Here is a 16,628-nt window from a genome sequence, read left to right as displayed (position 1 = left end):
TCTACGAGGCGCCGCAGCTCGTCGACGGCTGGCGCGACCCGCAGCAGATCAAGACCAACGATTTGATGCTGCGCAATTTGATGGGTGCGCTCGAGCCTGTGGCGCCCCGCCTCAGGCATGTCGCCCTGTTGCAAGGCACCAAGGCCTACGGCGTCCACGTTCGCCCCTTGACCGTGCCGGCCCGCGAAGGCCGCTCCGAAATGTACGAGCAGCCCAACTTCTATTGGGCGCAGGAAAACTTCCTGCGCGACCTCCAGACCGGCAAGAGCTGGCATTGGAGCATTCTGCGGCCGGTGCTGATCGTCGGCCTCGCCATGGGCGGCGCCATGGATTTGATTCCGCCGCTCGGCGTCTATGCCGCGATGCTGCGCGAGCAGGGCAGGCCGCTCGATTACCCCGGCGGCGCCGCGCGGGTGGGGCAGGCCGTCGATGTCGATCTCCTCGCCCGCGCCATCGCCTGGTCGGGCGAGGCCGAGGCCGCGCGCAACGAAGCCTTCAACGTGACCAATGGCGACGTCTTTACCTGGGAGAACATCTGGCCTGCGATCGCCGATGCACTGGAGATGAAGCCGGGCAAGCCAGTCCCGCTGTCCCTCGCCAGGGCATTTCCAGACTGGGTCGGCCCCTGGGATGCGCTGCGGCGCAAGCACGACCTTGCATCGCCCGCGCTGGCCGAATTCGTCGGCCTCTCGTTCCAATACGCCGATTACAGCCTGCGCTACGGTCAGACCGAATCCGGTCCGCCCTCGATCGTCTCGACCGTGAAGATCAACCGCGCCGGCTTCACCGAGATGATGGATACGGAGGATATGTTCCGGAAGTGGTTCAGGCAGGCGAAGCAAGAGCGGCTGCTTCCCTGACCGAGAACCAAAGCGGATTTATCCGGGGTCGTTGCCCAGGTCAGATTGTGACCCGGAACGGTCCTCTGGCCGAGCCGGTTCGAACGGCTTCAAATCTGACTTATCTGGGCTTCTGTCGCAACCACCGTGAGGGACGGACATCACCTAGGGCGGGAATCCTTTGTAGCGGCGAAAAGTCGACTTTCCAAAGATCAAGTTCAAACAGCTCGTCGCGCTGATCGAGGTTCAACGCGACCGACACCAGCACTCCATCGGCATCGTCGAATTCGCATTCGCCAATACATCGGCCGAAACGCCGGTCTGCAGCACCGACAAAGAGAAGGCTACCCATCCCACCGTCGTTCATTTCGTCGACGAGGCCAAAATGGTCCTGAAAGGGTGAGTGCTGACCTAGAATAAAGGCAACCAGATCACGCTCTTTGGGGGTGAGTGGGCGTGGCATCTTCTTTCTCGTAGCGGCTGGTGTGCATTGGCTATAGCACGTCGCGCTCGCGATGTCCGTTCTGGCCCATGGCGGAAGTGTCCTGCACAATGCGCAAGAGCGGCTTTTGATCGTAGAGGACATAGTCTCGTTCTTGCTGTCCTCCTTAGACCGAGACCGAGGTTGCCAACACGAATACGACTAATTTTGCACTTGCTGGTCGGACTGCTCTGCGCCTTAGGGATGATAACAGTAGGTGCTTTAAGTTACGAAGTGATACGGCCCTTTTTCTTGATCGCTTGGACGCCAGCAACCTGGCTGGTTCGTCTTTCAAACGCACTATGTCCACCGACAGGCGTAAGATGCTTTCTGGGGTCGGTCAGTCAAGGTGCGCATCATTTTTGGTTTGGGCTATGCCTCCTTGGCTTTTAGTGGATTGTTTTGTCGCTCGCGATCTGGCCGCGCTTCCGTTTGCCTCGATCGCCTCCACCCGAGAAAAAGGATTGCAGCTTGCCGTACTGGGTCAAACGAATTCTTCTGAAATCAGGAGATCTTGTGACCGAGCAGGAGCTTGGTCGCGATGAGAACTATTTTCAGGGGCCCGCGCCTATTGTGGGCGATGTGATAAACGTTCGCTGCCACGGTAGGAATTTTAACGCTAGAGTCGTTTGGGGAAATTGGCCCGGGAGAAATCATGCAGCGGAGACAGTTGTGCCGCTTCGGGTCGAAGAGATTTAGCGTGGCTGCTGTTCGCCACATAGGAGGGTATCCGGTCCGAAGTGCAATAGCGGCTTTTGCCCCATAGCGGACAAGCGAATTCTCCATTTTGGAGTCTCGGCTTTCCTTTGCGCCTTTGAATGTCCACGACTACGGTTGAGAAATGTAATCTCTCAATGTGCGGTCGCGAACAATGAAAAGGCCAGTTATTCTGATCTCACTGATCGCGCTTGCTTGGGGGCTTATTAATCCCGCCGTGATGATCCGATACCGTCTTGTGGCGGAAATGGAATGGAACGGCCAACCCCGAGCCGGGTCTGGTGTCATTCAGGTCATCTACAGCCGCAATATTCCGTTCCTCGGTTCGAGGGGAGGCATGAACTCTGCGGTAGAGGGCGAGGCCGTTTCGATCGACATTGAACCGAACGACACGCTTCTCGTGTTGCTCCACGCGGGGCCCCTTAGTGTTCGCTCGGGGCCGGAAGACATCATCCCAAATCTCTTTGGCGTCGTGAAAGGCGGTTTCGGTTCCGAAGACTTCTCGCGAATCAACGCCATTAAAGGTCAGCGCGAGGTGCCGTTGGAGTTATTGCCAGCGATGGTGAGAGTTCGAAACACGAAGGACCCGAAAAGCGCAGTTCTGTTTGTGCCTCCGGGTGGTCAACATCCAAATCAGGACCTGATTCTCAAACGGGTCGTGATTGAGATTGTCTCCTCGGGAATTTGGCCATTCAATGAATTTGGCATTACCGGCACAGGAATTACGCGTGCAATTCAGAGCAAATTGCCGTGGGTTGATAGTGAAGAGAGCCGAAAAGCCTTCTATGGGGGGCTCTACGACAGCGGGTTTCGTCCGAATGGGACTGTCGAAACAAAGTCTCTATTGATGAGTGGACGATGAGATTTCTGCGGCTCCCTGACATGTCCGCTTCTGGCCCATCGCTTCGGTGAGCGCATTGCAGGGGCATGTCGGCAGTTGAGGATGGACCGGCAGTCCCGATGACTTGATCGGACCGTCGTGAGTGACCCGGAACTGACTCCGGCTCTGTGGAGTTGCGATAATACCACTCCGCCGGAGCCTCCCATGACCGACCATACCGGGATTGGGGTCGCAGACGTCGCGCGCTCCGCGGCGTTTTATGACGGCGCGCTCGGGGCTCTCGGTCTGGCAAGAGTGATGCAAATGCCAGAAGGTGCAGAAACAGACGGGATCGGATACGGCGAAGATTATCCAGTATTCTGGATCGACCATTTTCATCCGCATTCGGTCAAGCAACACACCGCCTTCGCTGCGAGGACACGAGCCGAGGTAGATGCATTCCACAGCGCTGCGCTTAGAGCGGGCGGAACTGACAACGGCGCGCCGGGGCAGCGTCGCCCTGGCTATTACGCCGCCTTCGTTCTTGATCCCGACGGAAATAACATTGAAGCTGTCTATCGCGGCGAGTAATCCATAACGATCCCGCACGTCCGCTACTGGCCTCATAGCTGACCTGAGTCGATGTTCAGCTTGAGTCCGCAAAGCGTCGGCCAGCGGAACACCGCTCAGGCCGCACCAATGAATCTGGATTTATGAGTGCACGGCCTGATCTGCACTTACGAACGCCGCTTCCATTGCCTTCCGCGTCTTGATCGTCTCGTTGCCTGCGTCGAACTCGACATCGCTCCAGCGCACGATCTCGCCATGGCCTACGTCGTGCTTCAGCTTCAGCCGATGCGCCAGGCCGATCGGCAACGCGCCGGCTTTGAGGCTCGCGGCCGCCGGCACCAGCTTGCCCCACACCGTGTAGCCGCCTTCGCCGTCCAGCATCTCGCCGGCACGCAGATTGCGTTTTGCCACGGCGGCGACGTCGCCGCGGAAACCATGGGGCTGCCCGGTCGGCTCGCCGCGCAGGGCTGCCGACAGCACCGAGATGTTCAGCTCGAGGCCGATCAGATGGTACGGCTTGTACATCGCCGCGTACCGTCCGCTGCCGTCGGTCTTGAGGCCGTATTGCCTGAAGCAGTCGGCCGCGTAGTCGTTCGGCGCCTCGAGCACGACGTAAACGCCCCAGCGCAGATCGCGAAACACCGGCCTTCCGTCGCGCTCAAGCGAGGAGACCACTTCCACGACGCCCGATCGCTCCAGCACGCCGCCCTTGCTGCGCGGCCGCATGATATGCGGGAGGTCGTCGACGCCGCAGGGTGGAAACAGCAGGCCCTCCGCAGGCACGTCCAGTCCGCAGGCGTTCGCAATCGCGGCCATCTCGATCGCCGATTTGGTGCCGTCGAGGAAGGAGTTGAACATCTGCGGATTCATCCCGGCCGATTGCGCCTCGCCCGCGGACAACCCGTAATGCTGCCAGACGCTGTCAGGCGTCACGTCGTGATAGGCCGGCAGATATTTCGTGCCTTTGCCGGCGGCGACCACGTGAAAACCGGTGGCGCGAGCCCAATCCACCATCTCCGCGGTCAGCGCCGGCTGGTCGCCATAGGCGAGCGAATAGACCACGCCGGCCTTGCGGGCTTCCTCGGCGAGCAGCGGACCCGCCAGCACGTCGGCCTCGACATTGACCATCACGATATGCTTGCCGGCCGCGATCGCCGCGCGGGCGTGCTTGATGCCGACGGCCGGATTGCCGGTCGCCTCCACCACCACGTCCATCGCGCCGCCGGCAATGGCGCGCGCGCCGTCATCGGTGAAGACAGTGGCGGCGATCCGCGCCGCGTCCCATCCCACTGTGCGGCAGGCCTCGCGCGCGCGGTCGCGATCGATGTCGACGATGATGGGCACCTCCAGTCCCGGCGTGTGCGGCACCTGGGCCAGGAACATCGAGCCGAATTTACCGGCGCCGATCAGCGCCACACGGACGGGCTTGCCGGCGGAAGCGCGGGCCTGGAGGAGGCGGAAGAGGTTCATGGGGATGGTCCTGCGAGGCAGAAATTGGTGAGATGCGTGTATCTATCAGCTCGTCATGGCCGGGCTTGTCCCGGCCATCCACGTCTTGCCGGCAGCGATCGTCTCAAGGCGTGGATCCCCGGGCCTTTGCGTCGCCGAAGCGGCTTCGGCCGCGCAGGCGGGACAAGCCCGGCCACGACGACCGAGGATGTTTTGCGACCAAGTCTACTCCGCCGCCTGCCGCGGCGCACGGGCGAGCCGGACCAGCGCGTCGTCCTCCACCGTCTTGATCGGCGCAAAATCGCGATGTGCGATGTACTCCGGCCGCGTCGGGGTGCGGATGTAATTCGAAACCGCGTTCAGCGTCAGGTATACGATCTTGCGCGGGTAGGGCGTGATGTTGCCGGCCGAGCCATGCACGAGATTGCCGTGGAACATCAGCATGCCGCCCGGCTTGCCGGTCGGCGCCACGATGCCGCCCTGCTTGACGAGACGCGTCACGGTCTCCTCGTCCAGCGTCCATAGCGGATAGGAGGTCGTCGCGAGGTCGTGCGAGGCCTTGAGGTCGCCGGCGTTCTGGCTCTGCGGCACCAGCATCAGCGGGCCGTTGATCGGCATCACCTCGTCGAGGAAGATCGCGATGTTCATCGCGCGCGGCTCTGGCATACCGTCGTCGCGCTTCCAGGTGCCGTAATCCTGGTGCCATTGCCAGACGTCACCGGTGAAGGCGGATTTTGCGTTGATCTTGAACTGGTGCATGTAGACCTGCTCGCCGAACAGCTGCTCGACCGGGTCGATCATGCGGGGATGCGCACCCAGAATGCCGAAGGCCTCGTTGTAGAGATGCGCGGCAAAGGCGGTGCGCGGCGCGCCGCTCTTCTCGCGCCAGACTTCCGGCCGGTTTGCGTCATAGATGGCGACCGCCTCGCGCGCGAGAAGATCGACCTCCTCCGGGCTGAACAATTCGGGCAGGAACAGCCAGCCCTCGCGGTGGAAGAACTCCAATTGCTCCTGGGACAGTTTCATGGCGCGTCCTCCTGTTCTAATTTTTGTTATCGCTCGTCATGGCCTTGACCCGGCCATCCACGTCTTTGGCGGTGGTGGCTGCTACGCCGCCGCCTCTTCCGTCGCCCTCAATCTCTCCTCGGTCATCCGTCCAGCCGTCTGCGCGTGCGCAAGCGCCGCACGTTCGGCCGCCTTGGCATCGCCCGCGAGAATGTGTCCGGCGATGTCGGCATGCTCGGCCCAGGCGCTGCCACGATAATCGAGTTCGGACAGCACCGTCGCCATCGAGCGGCGCATATGCGGCCATTGCGGAGTAATCGTCTCCTCGATCACGGGATTGCCGGAGAGCCGATAGATCGCGCGATGAAACTCGACGTCGAGCGCGATCAGCTCGGCGAGCGTGGTCTTGCCATCGATCCCGCGCCCGGCGGCGAGGGCGGCCTCCAGCCGCGCGCGTCCCGCCGCATCGCTTGCCGCGCGCTCCCCTGCAAGCCGTGCCGCCAGCGCATCGATCGCGCCGCGCACCTCGTAGAGCTGGCGGATGCGTGCGGGATCGAGCTGGGTGACTTCAAAGCCGCGCCGGCCGCTCTCGGCGACGAGTCCCTGCCGGTGCAACAGGTGCAGCGCATGCGACACCGGCTGGCGCGACACGCCGAGCCTGTCGGCGAGCTCGTTCTGGCGGATGCGCTGGCCCGGCTGCAGCGTGCGATCGGAGATCGCCTCCAAGATCCGCGCATAGACCTGGTCGATCAAGTTCGGAAGCGGGTCGAGAGGGATCACGCCGGCAGCTCCGAAGGCCAACAGAGAATACGGAATTCCGTATTCGAAGATACGGCGAGAGGATAAGGGCGTCAAGCGCGGCCAATGCGGCGTCCGACCTCGTTTTTGCGATTCGCCAAGCCATTGATATTGCTGGGCTCGGCTACTGTGCATGGGGTTGTTTTCAAGGAAAAGAGATGTGAGGCCGCCTACTCCGCCAGGAACGCGTTCACCGCCTCGCCGAACTCCAGCGGCGCCTGCTCGAACATCCAGTGCCCGGCATTGGGGATCACGACCGTCTTGGCCCCCGCGATGTGCCCGGCCAGCACGCGCCACATCACCGACAGGCTCCCCGTCGTCGCGCCGCCGCCGATCAGCAGCGTCGGGGTCCTGATCGCCTGCGCGTCCGCGAGCGTGTAGGGCCTGCGCTGCTCGTTGATCTGGCCGAGGAAGGTGATCGCGTTGTCGCGCAATTGCTGCTTCGCCGCCGCCGGCACGCGCCGCCATGTGCCGTCGCCTTCGATGCCTTCGTAGAAGTTCTGCAGCGCGCTCTCGATGTCGCCGGCGCGGATCATCTCGACCGAGCGCGCCGTGCGCGCCGCCAGCGGCGGATGCGCGGGCGTGCCTGCGGGCACCGGCAGGCTGGCATCGAGATCGCCGCCGGGCTCGGCCAGCACCAGTTTGCGCAACAGATCCGGCCGCGACTGCGCCACGCGAAACGCGATGTGGCCGCCGCGCGAATGGCCCATCAGATCGACCGGCGCGGGTTCGACCTGCTCGATGAAGGCGATCACGTCAGCGACGTGCTGAGCCATCTTGTAGTCGTCGCCGACGGCATCCCAATGCACGGGAAAGAAATGCCGCAGGCTGACCGAGATCACGCGATGCGATTTCGACAGCGGACCGAGCACGGAGTACCAGGTGCGGAAATCGCCCAGCGTGCCATGCACGCAGACCAGCGGCGGGCCTCGTCCCACTTCGAGATAGGCCATGTCGTAACCATTGATACGAAATGTCTGCATGATCAGCCCGCCAGGAAATCCAGCACCACTTCGGAGTATTTCTGCGGCGCCTGCTCGAACATCGGGTGCGTTGCGTTCGGGATGACCGCTGTCTTCGAGTACGGCACATGCGCCGCCAGCGCATGCAGCACTTTCGGCAGCAGGCCCTTGGTCCGTGCGCCCAGGATGAACAGCGTCGGCATCGTAATGGACTCCGCGTCCGCCTTCGAGAATGGCGGGCGGTTATCGCGGACCTGGCCGATCAGGGTGAAAGCGTTGTCACGCAGATTCTGCTTCACCAGCGCCGGCAGCCGCGGCCAGGTGCCGGCGCCTTCAAGCGTGTCGACGAAGACGGCAAGGCCGCCGTCAATGTCGCCGGCCGCGATCTTCTCGGCCGAGGCCGTGAACCGCGCCAGCAACGGCGAGGGGCCGCCGGCATAATCGGGGTCGAGGCTCGCATCAAGTCCGCCGCCGGGCTCGGCCAGCACCAGCCGCCGGAGCAGATCCGGCCGCCGCTGCGCCACGCGGAAGCAGATGTGCCCGCCCCGGGAATGGCCCATCAAATCGACCGGACCGAGGTCGAGTTCCTCGATGAAGGCGATGACGTCGTCGACATGCTGGGCGATCGAATAGGTGTCGCCGACGCCATCCCATTGCGCCGGGAAGAAGTGCCGCAAGCTGACAGCAATCACCCGGTGTCGCTGCGACAGCGGCCCGAGCACGCAGCCCCAGACACGGAAATCGTTGAGCGAGCCATGCACGCAGACCAGCGGCGGCCGGTCCCGGTCTTCGCCCACGCCGAGATAGGGCATGTCGTATCCGTTGACGTGGAGGCTTTGCATTCTGGGCTCGCGAACAGGGGGCGGAACTCCTGTGCAAGATTCCCGGAAACCGGGTGGATCGCAACTATTTCCAAGCCTAGATTTGAGCTCAGTTCACATTGGGGGCGTGCGAGGGAACGCAAGCCAGGGACCAAACCATGACCGACCAGCATTTTGCCCTGTTCGATAGCAAGATCGGCCTGTGCGCCATTGCCTGGGGTCCGCGCGGCATCAATGGCACGCAACTGCCGATGGGCGGTGAGCAGAAGATCCGCACCCGCATCAGCCAGCGCCATGCCGACGCCAGCGAGGCCGAGCCGACCGTCGAAGTGCAGCAGGCGATCGACCGCATCACAAAACTGCTCGCGGGCGAGCCGGATGACCTCACCGACATCCCGCTCGATCTCGACGGCGTGCCCGACTTCAACCGCGGCGTCTACGCGATCGCCCGCACCATTCCGCCGGGCAAGACCGTCACCTATGGCGACATCGCCAAGCAGCTCGGCGGTGTCGAGCTGTCGCGCGACGTCGGCCAGGCGCTCGGCCGCAACCCGTGCCCGATCGTCGTGCCCTGCCATCGCGTGCTGGCGGCCGGCAACAAGCCCGGCGGTTTCTCCGCGAATGGCGGCGTGGTGACGAAGCTGAAGATGCTCGAGATCGAAGGCGCGCTGGTGAACCACACGCCGAGCTTGTTCGACTGAGGGATGACGCCGCGGGCTAGATCTTCGCCGCCGCCTTCGGCCAATATTTGTCGCGTAAATGCCGCTTCACCAGCTTGCCGGTCGGCGTGCGCGGAAGCTCGGCTTCGAAATCAATCGAGCGCGGGCATTTGATCGTCGAGAGGCGGCTCTTGCAGTAGGCGATCAGGTCGGCCTCGAGCTCCTTGCCGGCGCGCTTGGGATCGTGCGGCTGCACCACCGCCTTGACCTCTTCGCCCATCTCCTCGTTCGGTACACCGAACACGGCGACGTCGGCGACTTCGGGGTGGGTGATGAGCACGTCCTCGGTCTCCTGCGGGTAGATGTTCACGCCACCCGAGATGATCATGTAGGACTTGCGGTCGGTGAGAAAGAGAAAGCCGTCTCTATCGACATAGCCGACGTCGCCCAGCGTCGACCAGCCTTTTGCGTTGTAGGCCTTCTTCGTCTTCTCGGGATCGTTGTGATAGGTGAAAACCGGCGCATCGGCGAAATAGACCGTGCCGATCTCGCCCGTCGGCTGCTCCTCGTCGTTCTCGTCCAGAATCTTGATCTTGCCGACCACGGCGCGGCCGACGCTGCCGCGGTGCTCCAGCCATTCTTTCGAGTTGCAGACGGTGACGCCGTTGCCTTCGGAGCCCGCGTAATACTCGATCAGGATTGGCCCCCACCATTCGATCATCTTGGCCTTGACCTCGACCGGGCAGGGCGCGGCGGCGTGGATCGCGCCCTTCAGCGTCGAGACGTCGTAGCGGTTGCGGACCTCGTCCGGCAGCTTCAGCATGCGCACGAACATGGTCGGCACGAGCTGCGCGTGGGTCACCTTGTATTTTTCGACCAGCTTCAGGAAATCTTCGGCGTCAAAGTGCTCCATGATGATGGAAGTGCCGCCGAGCAGGATCGCCATCATGTTGAAGCGCAAGGGAGCCGCGTGATAGAGCGGCGCCGGTGAGAGGTAGGTGGTCTCGTCGTTCATGCCGCACATGCTGGCGCAGAGGACGCGCAGAAACGCGTTCGGCTCGTCGATCGGCTTGCCCTCGAACGCCTTCTTGATGCCCTTGGGCCGGCCGGTGGTGCCCGACGAATACAGCATGTCATAGCCGGCGACCTCGTCGGCGATCGGCGTTGTCGGCTGCGCGGCGGCTTCCTTGTCGTAGGAGCGGAAGCCGGCTTGCGGCTCGTCCATCATGTAGAAGACCGGCTCGCCGGCCGCACCCTTGATCAGGGCCTTGATCTGGTCGGCGCATTTCGGCGTGGTGATCACGACCTTGGCGCCGCAATCGGCGATGATGTAGTCGATCTCGTCCTGCTTCAAATAGCGGCTGATCGCGGTGTAATAGAGCCCGCTGCGTTGCGCAGCCCAGCAGATCTCCATGAAGGCGAGGCGGTTCTCCATCAGCAGCGCGATGTGGTCGCCGGCTTTCAGCCCGAGCGAGCGGAACAGGTGCGCGCCCTGGTTCGAAAGCTCGTCGAGCTCGCGATAGGTGATCGCCTTGCCGGTCCCGGCCATCTGATAGGCGATCTTGTCGGGTGTGGCGCGGGCGTGGATGGAGGGGTGGGTCATCGCCGAGATCTCGCAACATAAACGGTGCCATCCCGGCGAGCGCCGGGATCCATAGCCACCCATCCCAAGTGTTGAAACACGATGTCGCCCCAGCCGGGCATAACGACAGGCTCCTGTGGTTATGGGTCCCGGCCCCCGTGCGCAATTGCGCACTAGGCCGGGACGACACCATTAGCGAAGTACGGCTTACAGCCGCTCCACGATCGTCACGTTGGCCATGCCGCCGCCCTCGCACATGGTCTGGAGCCCGTAGCGCTTGCCGCGCTGATGCAGGGCATGCACCAGCGTCGTCATCAGCTTGGTGCCGGAGCCGCCGAGCGGATGGCCGAGCGCGATGGCGCCGCCATTGACGTTGAGACGTTCCGGATCGGCGCCAGTGGTCTTGAGCCACCCCGTCGGCACCGAGGCAAAGGCCTCGTTGACCTCGAACAGGTCGATCTCGTCGATCGTCATGCCGGCCTTCTCCAGCGCGCGCTTGGTGGCGTGCAGCGGTGCGTCGAGCATGATCACGGGATCGCCGCCCATCATGGTCATGTGGTGGACGCGCGCCAGCGGCTTCACGCCAAGCTGCTTCAGGCCACGCTCGTTCACCACCATCACGCCGGAGGCGCCGTCGCAGATCTGGCTCGCGCTGGCCGCGGAGAGCTTGCCGTTCTCGGCGATCAGCTTGACGCCCTTGATGCCGTCGAGTGTGGCGTCGAAGCGGATGCCCTCGTCGATGTGGTGGGTGTCCTTGGAGCCGTCGGCGCGGGTGATCTCGAGCGGCACGATCTCCTTTTTGAAGTGGCCGGCCTGGGTTGCCGCGATCGCGCGCTGATGGCTGTTGTAGGAGTATTCGTCGAGTTCGTCCTTCGACAGGCCGTACTTCTCGGCCATCATTTCGGCGCCGGTGAACTGGCTGAACACGATGTTTGGATAACGGTGCTCGATACCCGGGCTCTTGTAATTGCCAAAGCCGTTCTTGGCGGGAAGCTGCGACGACAGGCCCATCGGCACGCGTGTCATCGATTCCACGCCGGCGGCGATCACCACGTCCATCGCGCCGGACATCACGGCCTGGGCTGCGAAGTGCAGCGCCTGCTGCGAGGAGCCGCATTGGCGGTCGATCGAGGTACCCGGCACGCTCTCCGGCAGTTTCGAGGCCATGATGGCGTTGCGCGCGACGTTGTTGGACTGCTCGCCGACCTGCATGACGCAGCCCATGATCACATCCTCGACCAGCGCGGGATCGACCTTGGTGCGGTCAACCAGCTCGTCAAGTACCTTCGCGGCGAGATCGGCCGGATGCCATCCGGCGAGGCGGCCCCCCTTGCGCCCGCCGGCGGTACGCGCGGCGGCGACGATATAAGCCTCGGCCATGTCGGTTTCTCCCTGGATTATTTTGAACGGTTGCTTGTCGGGCGGATTTAAGGGGCGACTGGTCGTTTAGTCAATCGATCAATTAACTCTTGTGGAGAGGCGCTGCTTGGGCTTATCTGCGGCCGCTCTCGCGCCAAAATCAGGGATCTCCGTGACTACCAGCGTACCGAACCGGCTCCCCAGCGGAAAGAATTCCACAGCAGAGAAATTGCTCGTGGCCGCGAGCGAGTTGATGATCGAACGCTCCTCGATCGAGATTTCGCTGAGCGACATCGCCCAGAAGTCCGGTGCCAACGCCGCGCTGGTCAAATATCACTTCGGCAACAAGGACGGCCTGCTGCTGGCGCTGCTCGAGCGCGACGCGGGGACGGAACTGTCCAATCTCGAGTATCTGCTGGCGCAGCCGATCACGCCGACCGCCAAGTTGAAGCTGCATATCGGCGGCATCATCCGCGCCTATCACCGGTTTCCGTATATGAACCGGCTGATCCACTATCTGCTGCACGAGAGCGTCGCGGGCTCCGCGGACGAAGTCTCGAAATTCTTCGTGGCACCGCTGCTGGATTTCCATCGCCGCCTGCTCGCCGAAGGCGTCAGTCAGGGCGAATTCCGCGCCACCGATCCGGTGCTGTTCTACACCAGCCTGATCGGCGCCTGCGATCATTTGTTCTTCGGCCGGCACGCGATGTCACGCGCGACCGGCGTCGGCCCGGTCACCGACGACGTTTGCCGGCAATACATCAAGCATATGGAAACGCTGATCTGCGGCGGCATTCTCACGAATATCGAGGAAGCTGCCGCGGCCGGATGACCGGCCAGAACGCAGAAGTCTAGAGAAGAAACGCCCAAGGAAAAGGTTCGAGGAAAGGTACAAGCGATGCAGTTGAAAGACGTAGCCGTTCTCATCACGGGCGGCGGGTCGGGCCTTGGTGCCGCGACCGCCCGCGCGATGGCCGCCAAGGGCGCCAAGATCGGCGTGATCGACCAGAGCAAGGAAAACGCCGAGAAGGTTGCCGCCGAAGTGAAGGGCATCGCGCTTCACGCCGATGTCACCAGCGAGGAGCAGATCAAGGCGGCGATCGCCAAGGCGGAAGCCGCGCACGGCGTCGCGCGCGTGCTGATGAACTGCGCCGGTATCGGCGGCTCGCAGCGCATCGTCGGCCGCGATGGCGTCTACCCGCTGGAAAAGTTCGCGCGCATCATCAATGTCAATTTGATCGGCACCTTCAACTGCCTGCGTCTGTTCGCCGAGCGCCTCGTCACGATCGAGCCGGTCGGTGAAGAGCGCGGCGTCATCGTCAACACGGCGTCGGTCGCGGCTTACGAAGGGCAGATCGGTCAGATCGCTTATGCGGCGTCGAAGGGCGGCGTCGTCGGTCTCACGCTGCCGGCGGCGCGCGATCTCGCGAGCCAGAAGATCCGCGTCAACACCATCGCCCCCGGCCTGTTCCTGACGCCGCTGCTGATGGGTTTGAACGAAGAGGCCCGCAAGAGCCTCGGTGCCCAGGTGCCGCATCCCGCGCGTCTCGGCGACGCCAATGAATACGGCTCGCTGGCCGTGCACATCGTTGAGAACCCGATGCTCAATGGCGAGACCATCCGTCTCGACGGCGCGATCCGCATGGCGCCGCGGTAGCTCTTCCTCCCTTCTCCCCTTGTGGGAGAAGGTGGCGCGCGTAGCGCGCCGGATGAGGGGTCTCTGTCCACGGAGACAGACCCCTCACCCAAGTGAATTCCGGGTTCGCAGCGTACATGCCCTCTCCCACAAGGGGAGAGGGCGCAGCAATCGGCACCGCGAATGGCGGCAAGCACGAGGCGCCTCATGTCCCAACCGCTGCTGATCGAGCAAAATGACGGCGTCGACACAGTGACGCTCAATCGTCCCGAACACCTCAACGCGCTCGATCGTGCGTTGATCGACGCGCTCAACGTCTATTTCCAGGGCCTCCAGCGCAACCGGGATACGCGCGTCGTGGTGCTGAAGGGCGCCGGCAAGAACTTCTGCGCAGGACTCGATCTCAAGGCGGCGATGGCGCGCCGTGCCGGCCAGCAGGAGCCGCCTGATGTCACCGAGTCGCTGGATTCGCAGCGGCGCATCGCCGACATCGTGATGCTGATGCGGCGCTGTCCGCAGCCGATCCTCGCGCTGGTGCAGGGCGCGGCGGCCGGCGGCGGCTTTGCGCTGGCGCTCGCCTCCGACATCCGCATCGCGACGAGATCGGCGCGGATGAACTGCGCCTTCATCAAGCTCGGCCTTGGCGGCTGCGACATCGGCACCAGTTATTTCCTGCCACGCCTTGTCGGTGTCTCCGTTGCCTCGGAGCTGATCCTCACGGGACGCTTCATCGGCGCCGAGCGGGCGCTCGCGGTCGGGCTGGTCTCCGAGGTCGTCGACGAGGACAAGCTCGATGAGGCCGCCGAACCCTATGTCGACGCGATGATCGCGGCCTCGCCCGTGGGCCTACGCCTGTCCAAAGAATGTCTCAACATGAGCGTCGATGCCGGATCGCTGGAAGCCGTGATCGCGATGGAGGATCGCAACCAGGTTCTGTGCAGCCGCTCCGAGGAATTTTCGGAAGGCATCAGGGCCTTCCTTGAGAAGCGAAAGCCTGTCTATATCAGGCGCTGACAATGAAGATCCGTAAAGGACGAAAAATTCCGGGAGACGCAAAATGAGTGGAAGCGCGGCGGCGGTGATGACGAAGCCCGCCTTTCGCAAGGTCGAGTGGCTGGCGCGCGACATCGATGTCGAGCGCCGCGACGACGGCACGGTGGTGCTGAAGTCGCGCATCCCGCTGCAGACCTACGAGAAGCATATCCCGGCTTCGCTGGCAAAATGGGCGAAGGAAGCGCCCGAGCGGATCTGGCTTGCCCAGCGCGGCGGCCCTAACCGCGAATGGCGTAAGGTGTCCTACGGGGAGGCCAAGCGCACCGTGGATGCGCTGACGCAAGGCCTGCTCAATCTCGCGCTTGACGGTCGCCCGGTCACGATCCTCTCCGGCAATTCGATCGAGCACGCGCTGATGACGCAGGCGGCGATGCAGGCGCGCGTCCCGGCCGCGCCGGTCTCGCCGGCCTACTCCTTGATGAGCCATGATCACGTCAAGCTGAAATATTTGTTCGACCTGATCAAGCCGGGCGCGGTGATGGTGCAGGACGGCCCGACCTTCGAGAAGGCGCTGAAAGCGCTCGATCTCACAGGCGTCACCGTGGTTCACGTCTTGCGGCCCTGCGAGGGTATCGCGAGCGTCAGCTTTGCCGAGCTCGCGGCGACAGTCGTGACGGCCGATGTCGAAGCGTCGATCGCGAAGATCGCGCCTGAGACCGTCGGCAAGCTGCTGTTCACGTCAGGCTCGACCGGCATGCCCAAGGCCGTCATCAACACGCAAGCGATGATGTGCGCCAATGCGGCGATGATGATGCAGGTGCGACCGCGCGATCCCGGCGGTCCGATCTCGACCATGCTGGACTGGATGCCCTGGAACCACACCATGGGCGGCAATGCGGCGTTCCACCCGATCCTGGTCGACGGCGGCACGCTCTATATCGATGACGGGCGGCCGATGCCGGGCCAGTTCGATGAGACGCTGCGCAATCTGCGCGAGATATCGCCGACCTATTACGCCAACGTCCCCGCGGGCTATGCCGCGCTCGCCGCCGCCATGGAGAAGGACGACGGGCTGTGCCGATCCTTCTTCAAGAACCTCTCGATCATGGCCTATGGCGGCGCGCGACTGCCGGATGATCTCTACGATCGCATGCAGGCTCTCGCCGTGAAGACCACCGGCGAGCGCATCGTGTTCTACACCGGCTGGGGTTCGACCGAGACCGCGCCGACCTCGACCGGCACCTATTGGGACACCGAGCGCGTCGGCTTGATCGGCCTGCCGTTTCCCGGCGTCGAGTTGAAGATGGTGCCCTGCGGCTCGAAATACGAGCTGCGTCTGCGCGGTGTCAACGTCACCCCGGGCTATTTCGGCCAGCCTGACCTGACGAAGAAGATGTTCGACGAGGAAGGTTTTTATTGCATCGGTGACGCCGGCATCTTCGTCGACGATTCCGATCCGGTGAAGGGCATCATCTTTGCGGGGCGCGTGGTCGAGGACTTCAAGCTGACCACCGGCACCTTCGTCCATGTCGGCTCGCTCCGTACGGATGCGATCGCAGCCGCGACGCCGGTCGTGCATGATGCGCTGGTCGCGGGGCAGGATCGCGCTTTCATCGGCCTGCTGGCCTGGCCGAACCTGCACGCCTGCCGCCAGCTCGTCGGCAATCCCGATCTCAGCTTCGATGATGCAGTGAAGCATCCCGAGGTGATCGCTTGCTTCAGGCGCGGACTGGAGGCCCACAACAAGGAGTGCGAAGGCGCCAGCAGTCGCATCATCGCCCGCGCCATGCTGATGGCGGAGCCGCCCTCGATCGACGGCAACGAGCTCACCGACAAGGGCTACATCAACCAGCGCGCCGGCCTGGAACGTCGTGCCGCGCTGGTCGAGCGGCTTTATGCGGACAAGCCCGACCAGGACGTCATCATTCTCAAGTAAT

Annotated in this window: 16 protein-coding genes (1 of these 16 running past the window's edge); 8 read left to right on the top strand and 8 right to left on the bottom strand. The window is 63.2% G+C overall.

Going from position 1 to position 16,628, the window contains the following annotated elements:
- On the top strand, positions 1–860 hold the 3' portion of the coding sequence (locus tag N551_RS0102400) for an SDR family oxidoreductase (RefSeq protein ID WP_027565589.1). It extends 226 nt beyond the left edge of the window; the window shows 860 of its 1,086 coding nt (coding positions 227–1,086); the start codon falls outside the window, past its left edge; it ends in the stop codon at positions 858–860.
- A 100-nt stretch (positions 861–960) separates the two neighbouring features.
- On the opposite strand, the gene N551_RS0102395 is transcribed toward N551_RS0102400, so the two are convergent.
- Positions 961–1,302, bottom strand: coding sequence for a hypothetical protein (locus tag N551_RS0102395; RefSeq protein ID WP_027565588.1), 342 nt, complete (start codon positions 1,300–1,302; stop codon positions 961–963).
- 889 nt (positions 1,303–2,191) lie between these two features.
- Here N551_RS0102395 and N551_RS0102390 point away from each other — a divergent pair.
- Both N551_RS0102390 and N551_RS0102385 read left to right on the top strand, forming a co-directional pair.
- Positions 2,192–2,899 carry a hypothetical protein gene (locus N551_RS0102390; RefSeq protein WP_027565587.1) on the top strand — a complete coding sequence of 236 codons (708 nt, stop codon included), beginning with the start codon at positions 2,192–2,194 and terminating at the stop codon, positions 2,897–2,899.
- 183 nt (positions 2,900–3,082) lie between these two features.
- Positions 3,083–3,448, top strand: coding sequence for a VOC family protein (locus tag N551_RS0102385; RefSeq protein ID WP_027565586.1), 366 nt, complete (start codon positions 3,083–3,085; stop codon positions 3,446–3,448).
- Positions 3,449–3,568: 120 nt separating this feature from the next.
- On the opposite strand, the gene N551_RS0102380 is transcribed toward N551_RS0102385, so the two are convergent.
- The 5 genes from N551_RS0102380 to N551_RS0102360 form a co-directional block, all read right to left on the bottom strand.
- Positions 3,569–4,897 carry an NAD(P)H-dependent oxidoreductase gene (locus N551_RS0102380; protein WP_027565585.1) on the bottom strand — a complete coding sequence of 443 codons (1,329 nt, stop codon included), beginning with the start codon at positions 4,895–4,897 and terminating at the stop codon, positions 3,569–3,571.
- A 204-nt stretch (positions 4,898–5,101) separates the two neighbouring features.
- Positions 5,102–5,902 (bottom strand): phytanoyl-CoA dioxygenase family protein, encoded by an 801-nt coding sequence (locus N551_RS0102375; RefSeq protein WP_007597266.1) that lies wholly within the window; start codon positions 5,900–5,902, stop codon positions 5,102–5,104.
- Positions 5,903–5,983: 81 nt separating this feature from the next.
- Positions 5,984–6,661: a GntR family transcriptional regulator gene (locus tag N551_RS0102370; protein WP_027565584.1), complete on the bottom strand. Its 678-nt coding sequence runs from the start codon at positions 6,659–6,661 to the stop codon at positions 5,984–5,986.
- Positions 6,662–6,849: 188 nt separating this feature from the next.
- Positions 6,850–7,662, bottom strand: coding sequence for an alpha/beta fold hydrolase (locus N551_RS0102365; RefSeq protein WP_027565583.1), 813 nt, complete (start codon positions 7,660–7,662; stop codon positions 6,850–6,852).
- 2 nt (positions 7,663–7,664) lie between these two features.
- Positions 7,665–8,483 carry an alpha/beta fold hydrolase gene (locus N551_RS0102360; RefSeq protein ID WP_027565582.1) on the bottom strand — a complete coding sequence of 273 codons (819 nt, stop codon included), beginning with the start codon at positions 8,481–8,483 and terminating at the stop codon, positions 7,665–7,667.
- A 137-nt stretch (positions 8,484–8,620) separates the two neighbouring features.
- On the opposite strand from N551_RS0102360, the gene N551_RS0102355 reads away from it, so the two are divergent.
- A complete protein-coding gene (locus N551_RS0102355; protein ID WP_027565581.1) occupies positions 8,621–9,163 on the top strand; it encodes a methylated-DNA--[protein]-cysteine S-methyltransferase in 543 nt (180 codons plus the stop codon).
- 16 nt (positions 9,164–9,179) lie between these two features.
- On the opposite strand, the gene N551_RS0102350 is transcribed toward N551_RS0102355, so the two are convergent.
- Both N551_RS0102350 and N551_RS0102345 read right to left on the bottom strand, forming a co-directional pair.
- Positions 9,180–10,724 carry an acyl-CoA synthetase gene (locus N551_RS0102350; protein ID WP_027565580.1) on the bottom strand — a complete coding sequence of 515 codons (1,545 nt, stop codon included), beginning with the start codon at positions 10,722–10,724 and terminating at the stop codon, positions 9,180–9,182.
- A 186-nt stretch (positions 10,725–10,910) separates the two neighbouring features.
- The gene (locus N551_RS0102345) at positions 10,911–12,083 is read right to left on the bottom strand and encodes an acetyl-CoA C-acetyltransferase (protein ID WP_027565579.1); all 1,173 of its coding nucleotides are present in this window, start codon (positions 12,081–12,083) and stop codon (positions 10,911–10,913) included.
- A 106-nt stretch (positions 12,084–12,189) separates the two neighbouring features.
- Between N551_RS0102345 and N551_RS0102340 the strand changes: the two genes are divergently transcribed.
- The 4 genes from N551_RS0102340 (at position 12,190) to N551_RS0102325 (ending at position 16,627) form a co-directional block, all read left to right on the top strand.
- Positions 12,190–12,894, top strand: a complete 705-nt coding sequence (locus N551_RS0102340) for a TetR family transcriptional regulator (protein ID WP_007615253.1) — start codon at positions 12,190–12,192, stop codon at positions 12,892–12,894.
- Between the two features lie 66 nt (positions 12,895–12,960).
- Complete coding sequence (locus tag N551_RS0102335) at positions 12,961–13,719, top strand: SDR family NAD(P)-dependent oxidoreductase (protein WP_007615252.1); 759 nt, start codon at positions 12,961–12,963, stop codon at positions 13,717–13,719.
- Between the two features lie 186 nt (positions 13,720–13,905).
- Positions 13,906–14,712, top strand: coding sequence for an enoyl-CoA hydratase/isomerase family protein (locus N551_RS0102330; RefSeq protein ID WP_027565578.1), 807 nt, complete (start codon positions 13,906–13,908; stop codon positions 14,710–14,712).
- A 43-nt stretch (positions 14,713–14,755) separates the two neighbouring features.
- A complete protein-coding gene (locus N551_RS0102325; RefSeq protein WP_027565577.1) occupies positions 14,756–16,627 on the top strand; it encodes an AMP-binding protein in 1,872 nt (623 codons plus the stop codon).
- Position 16,628: the final 1 nt, after the last annotated feature.

The organism is Bradyrhizobium sp. URHA0013, assembly GCF_000518345.1.
GTDB lineage: Bacteria > Pseudomonadota > Alphaproteobacteria > Rhizobiales > Xanthobacteraceae > Bradyrhizobium.
This window is presented reverse-complemented; position numbering and strand designations above follow the sequence as displayed.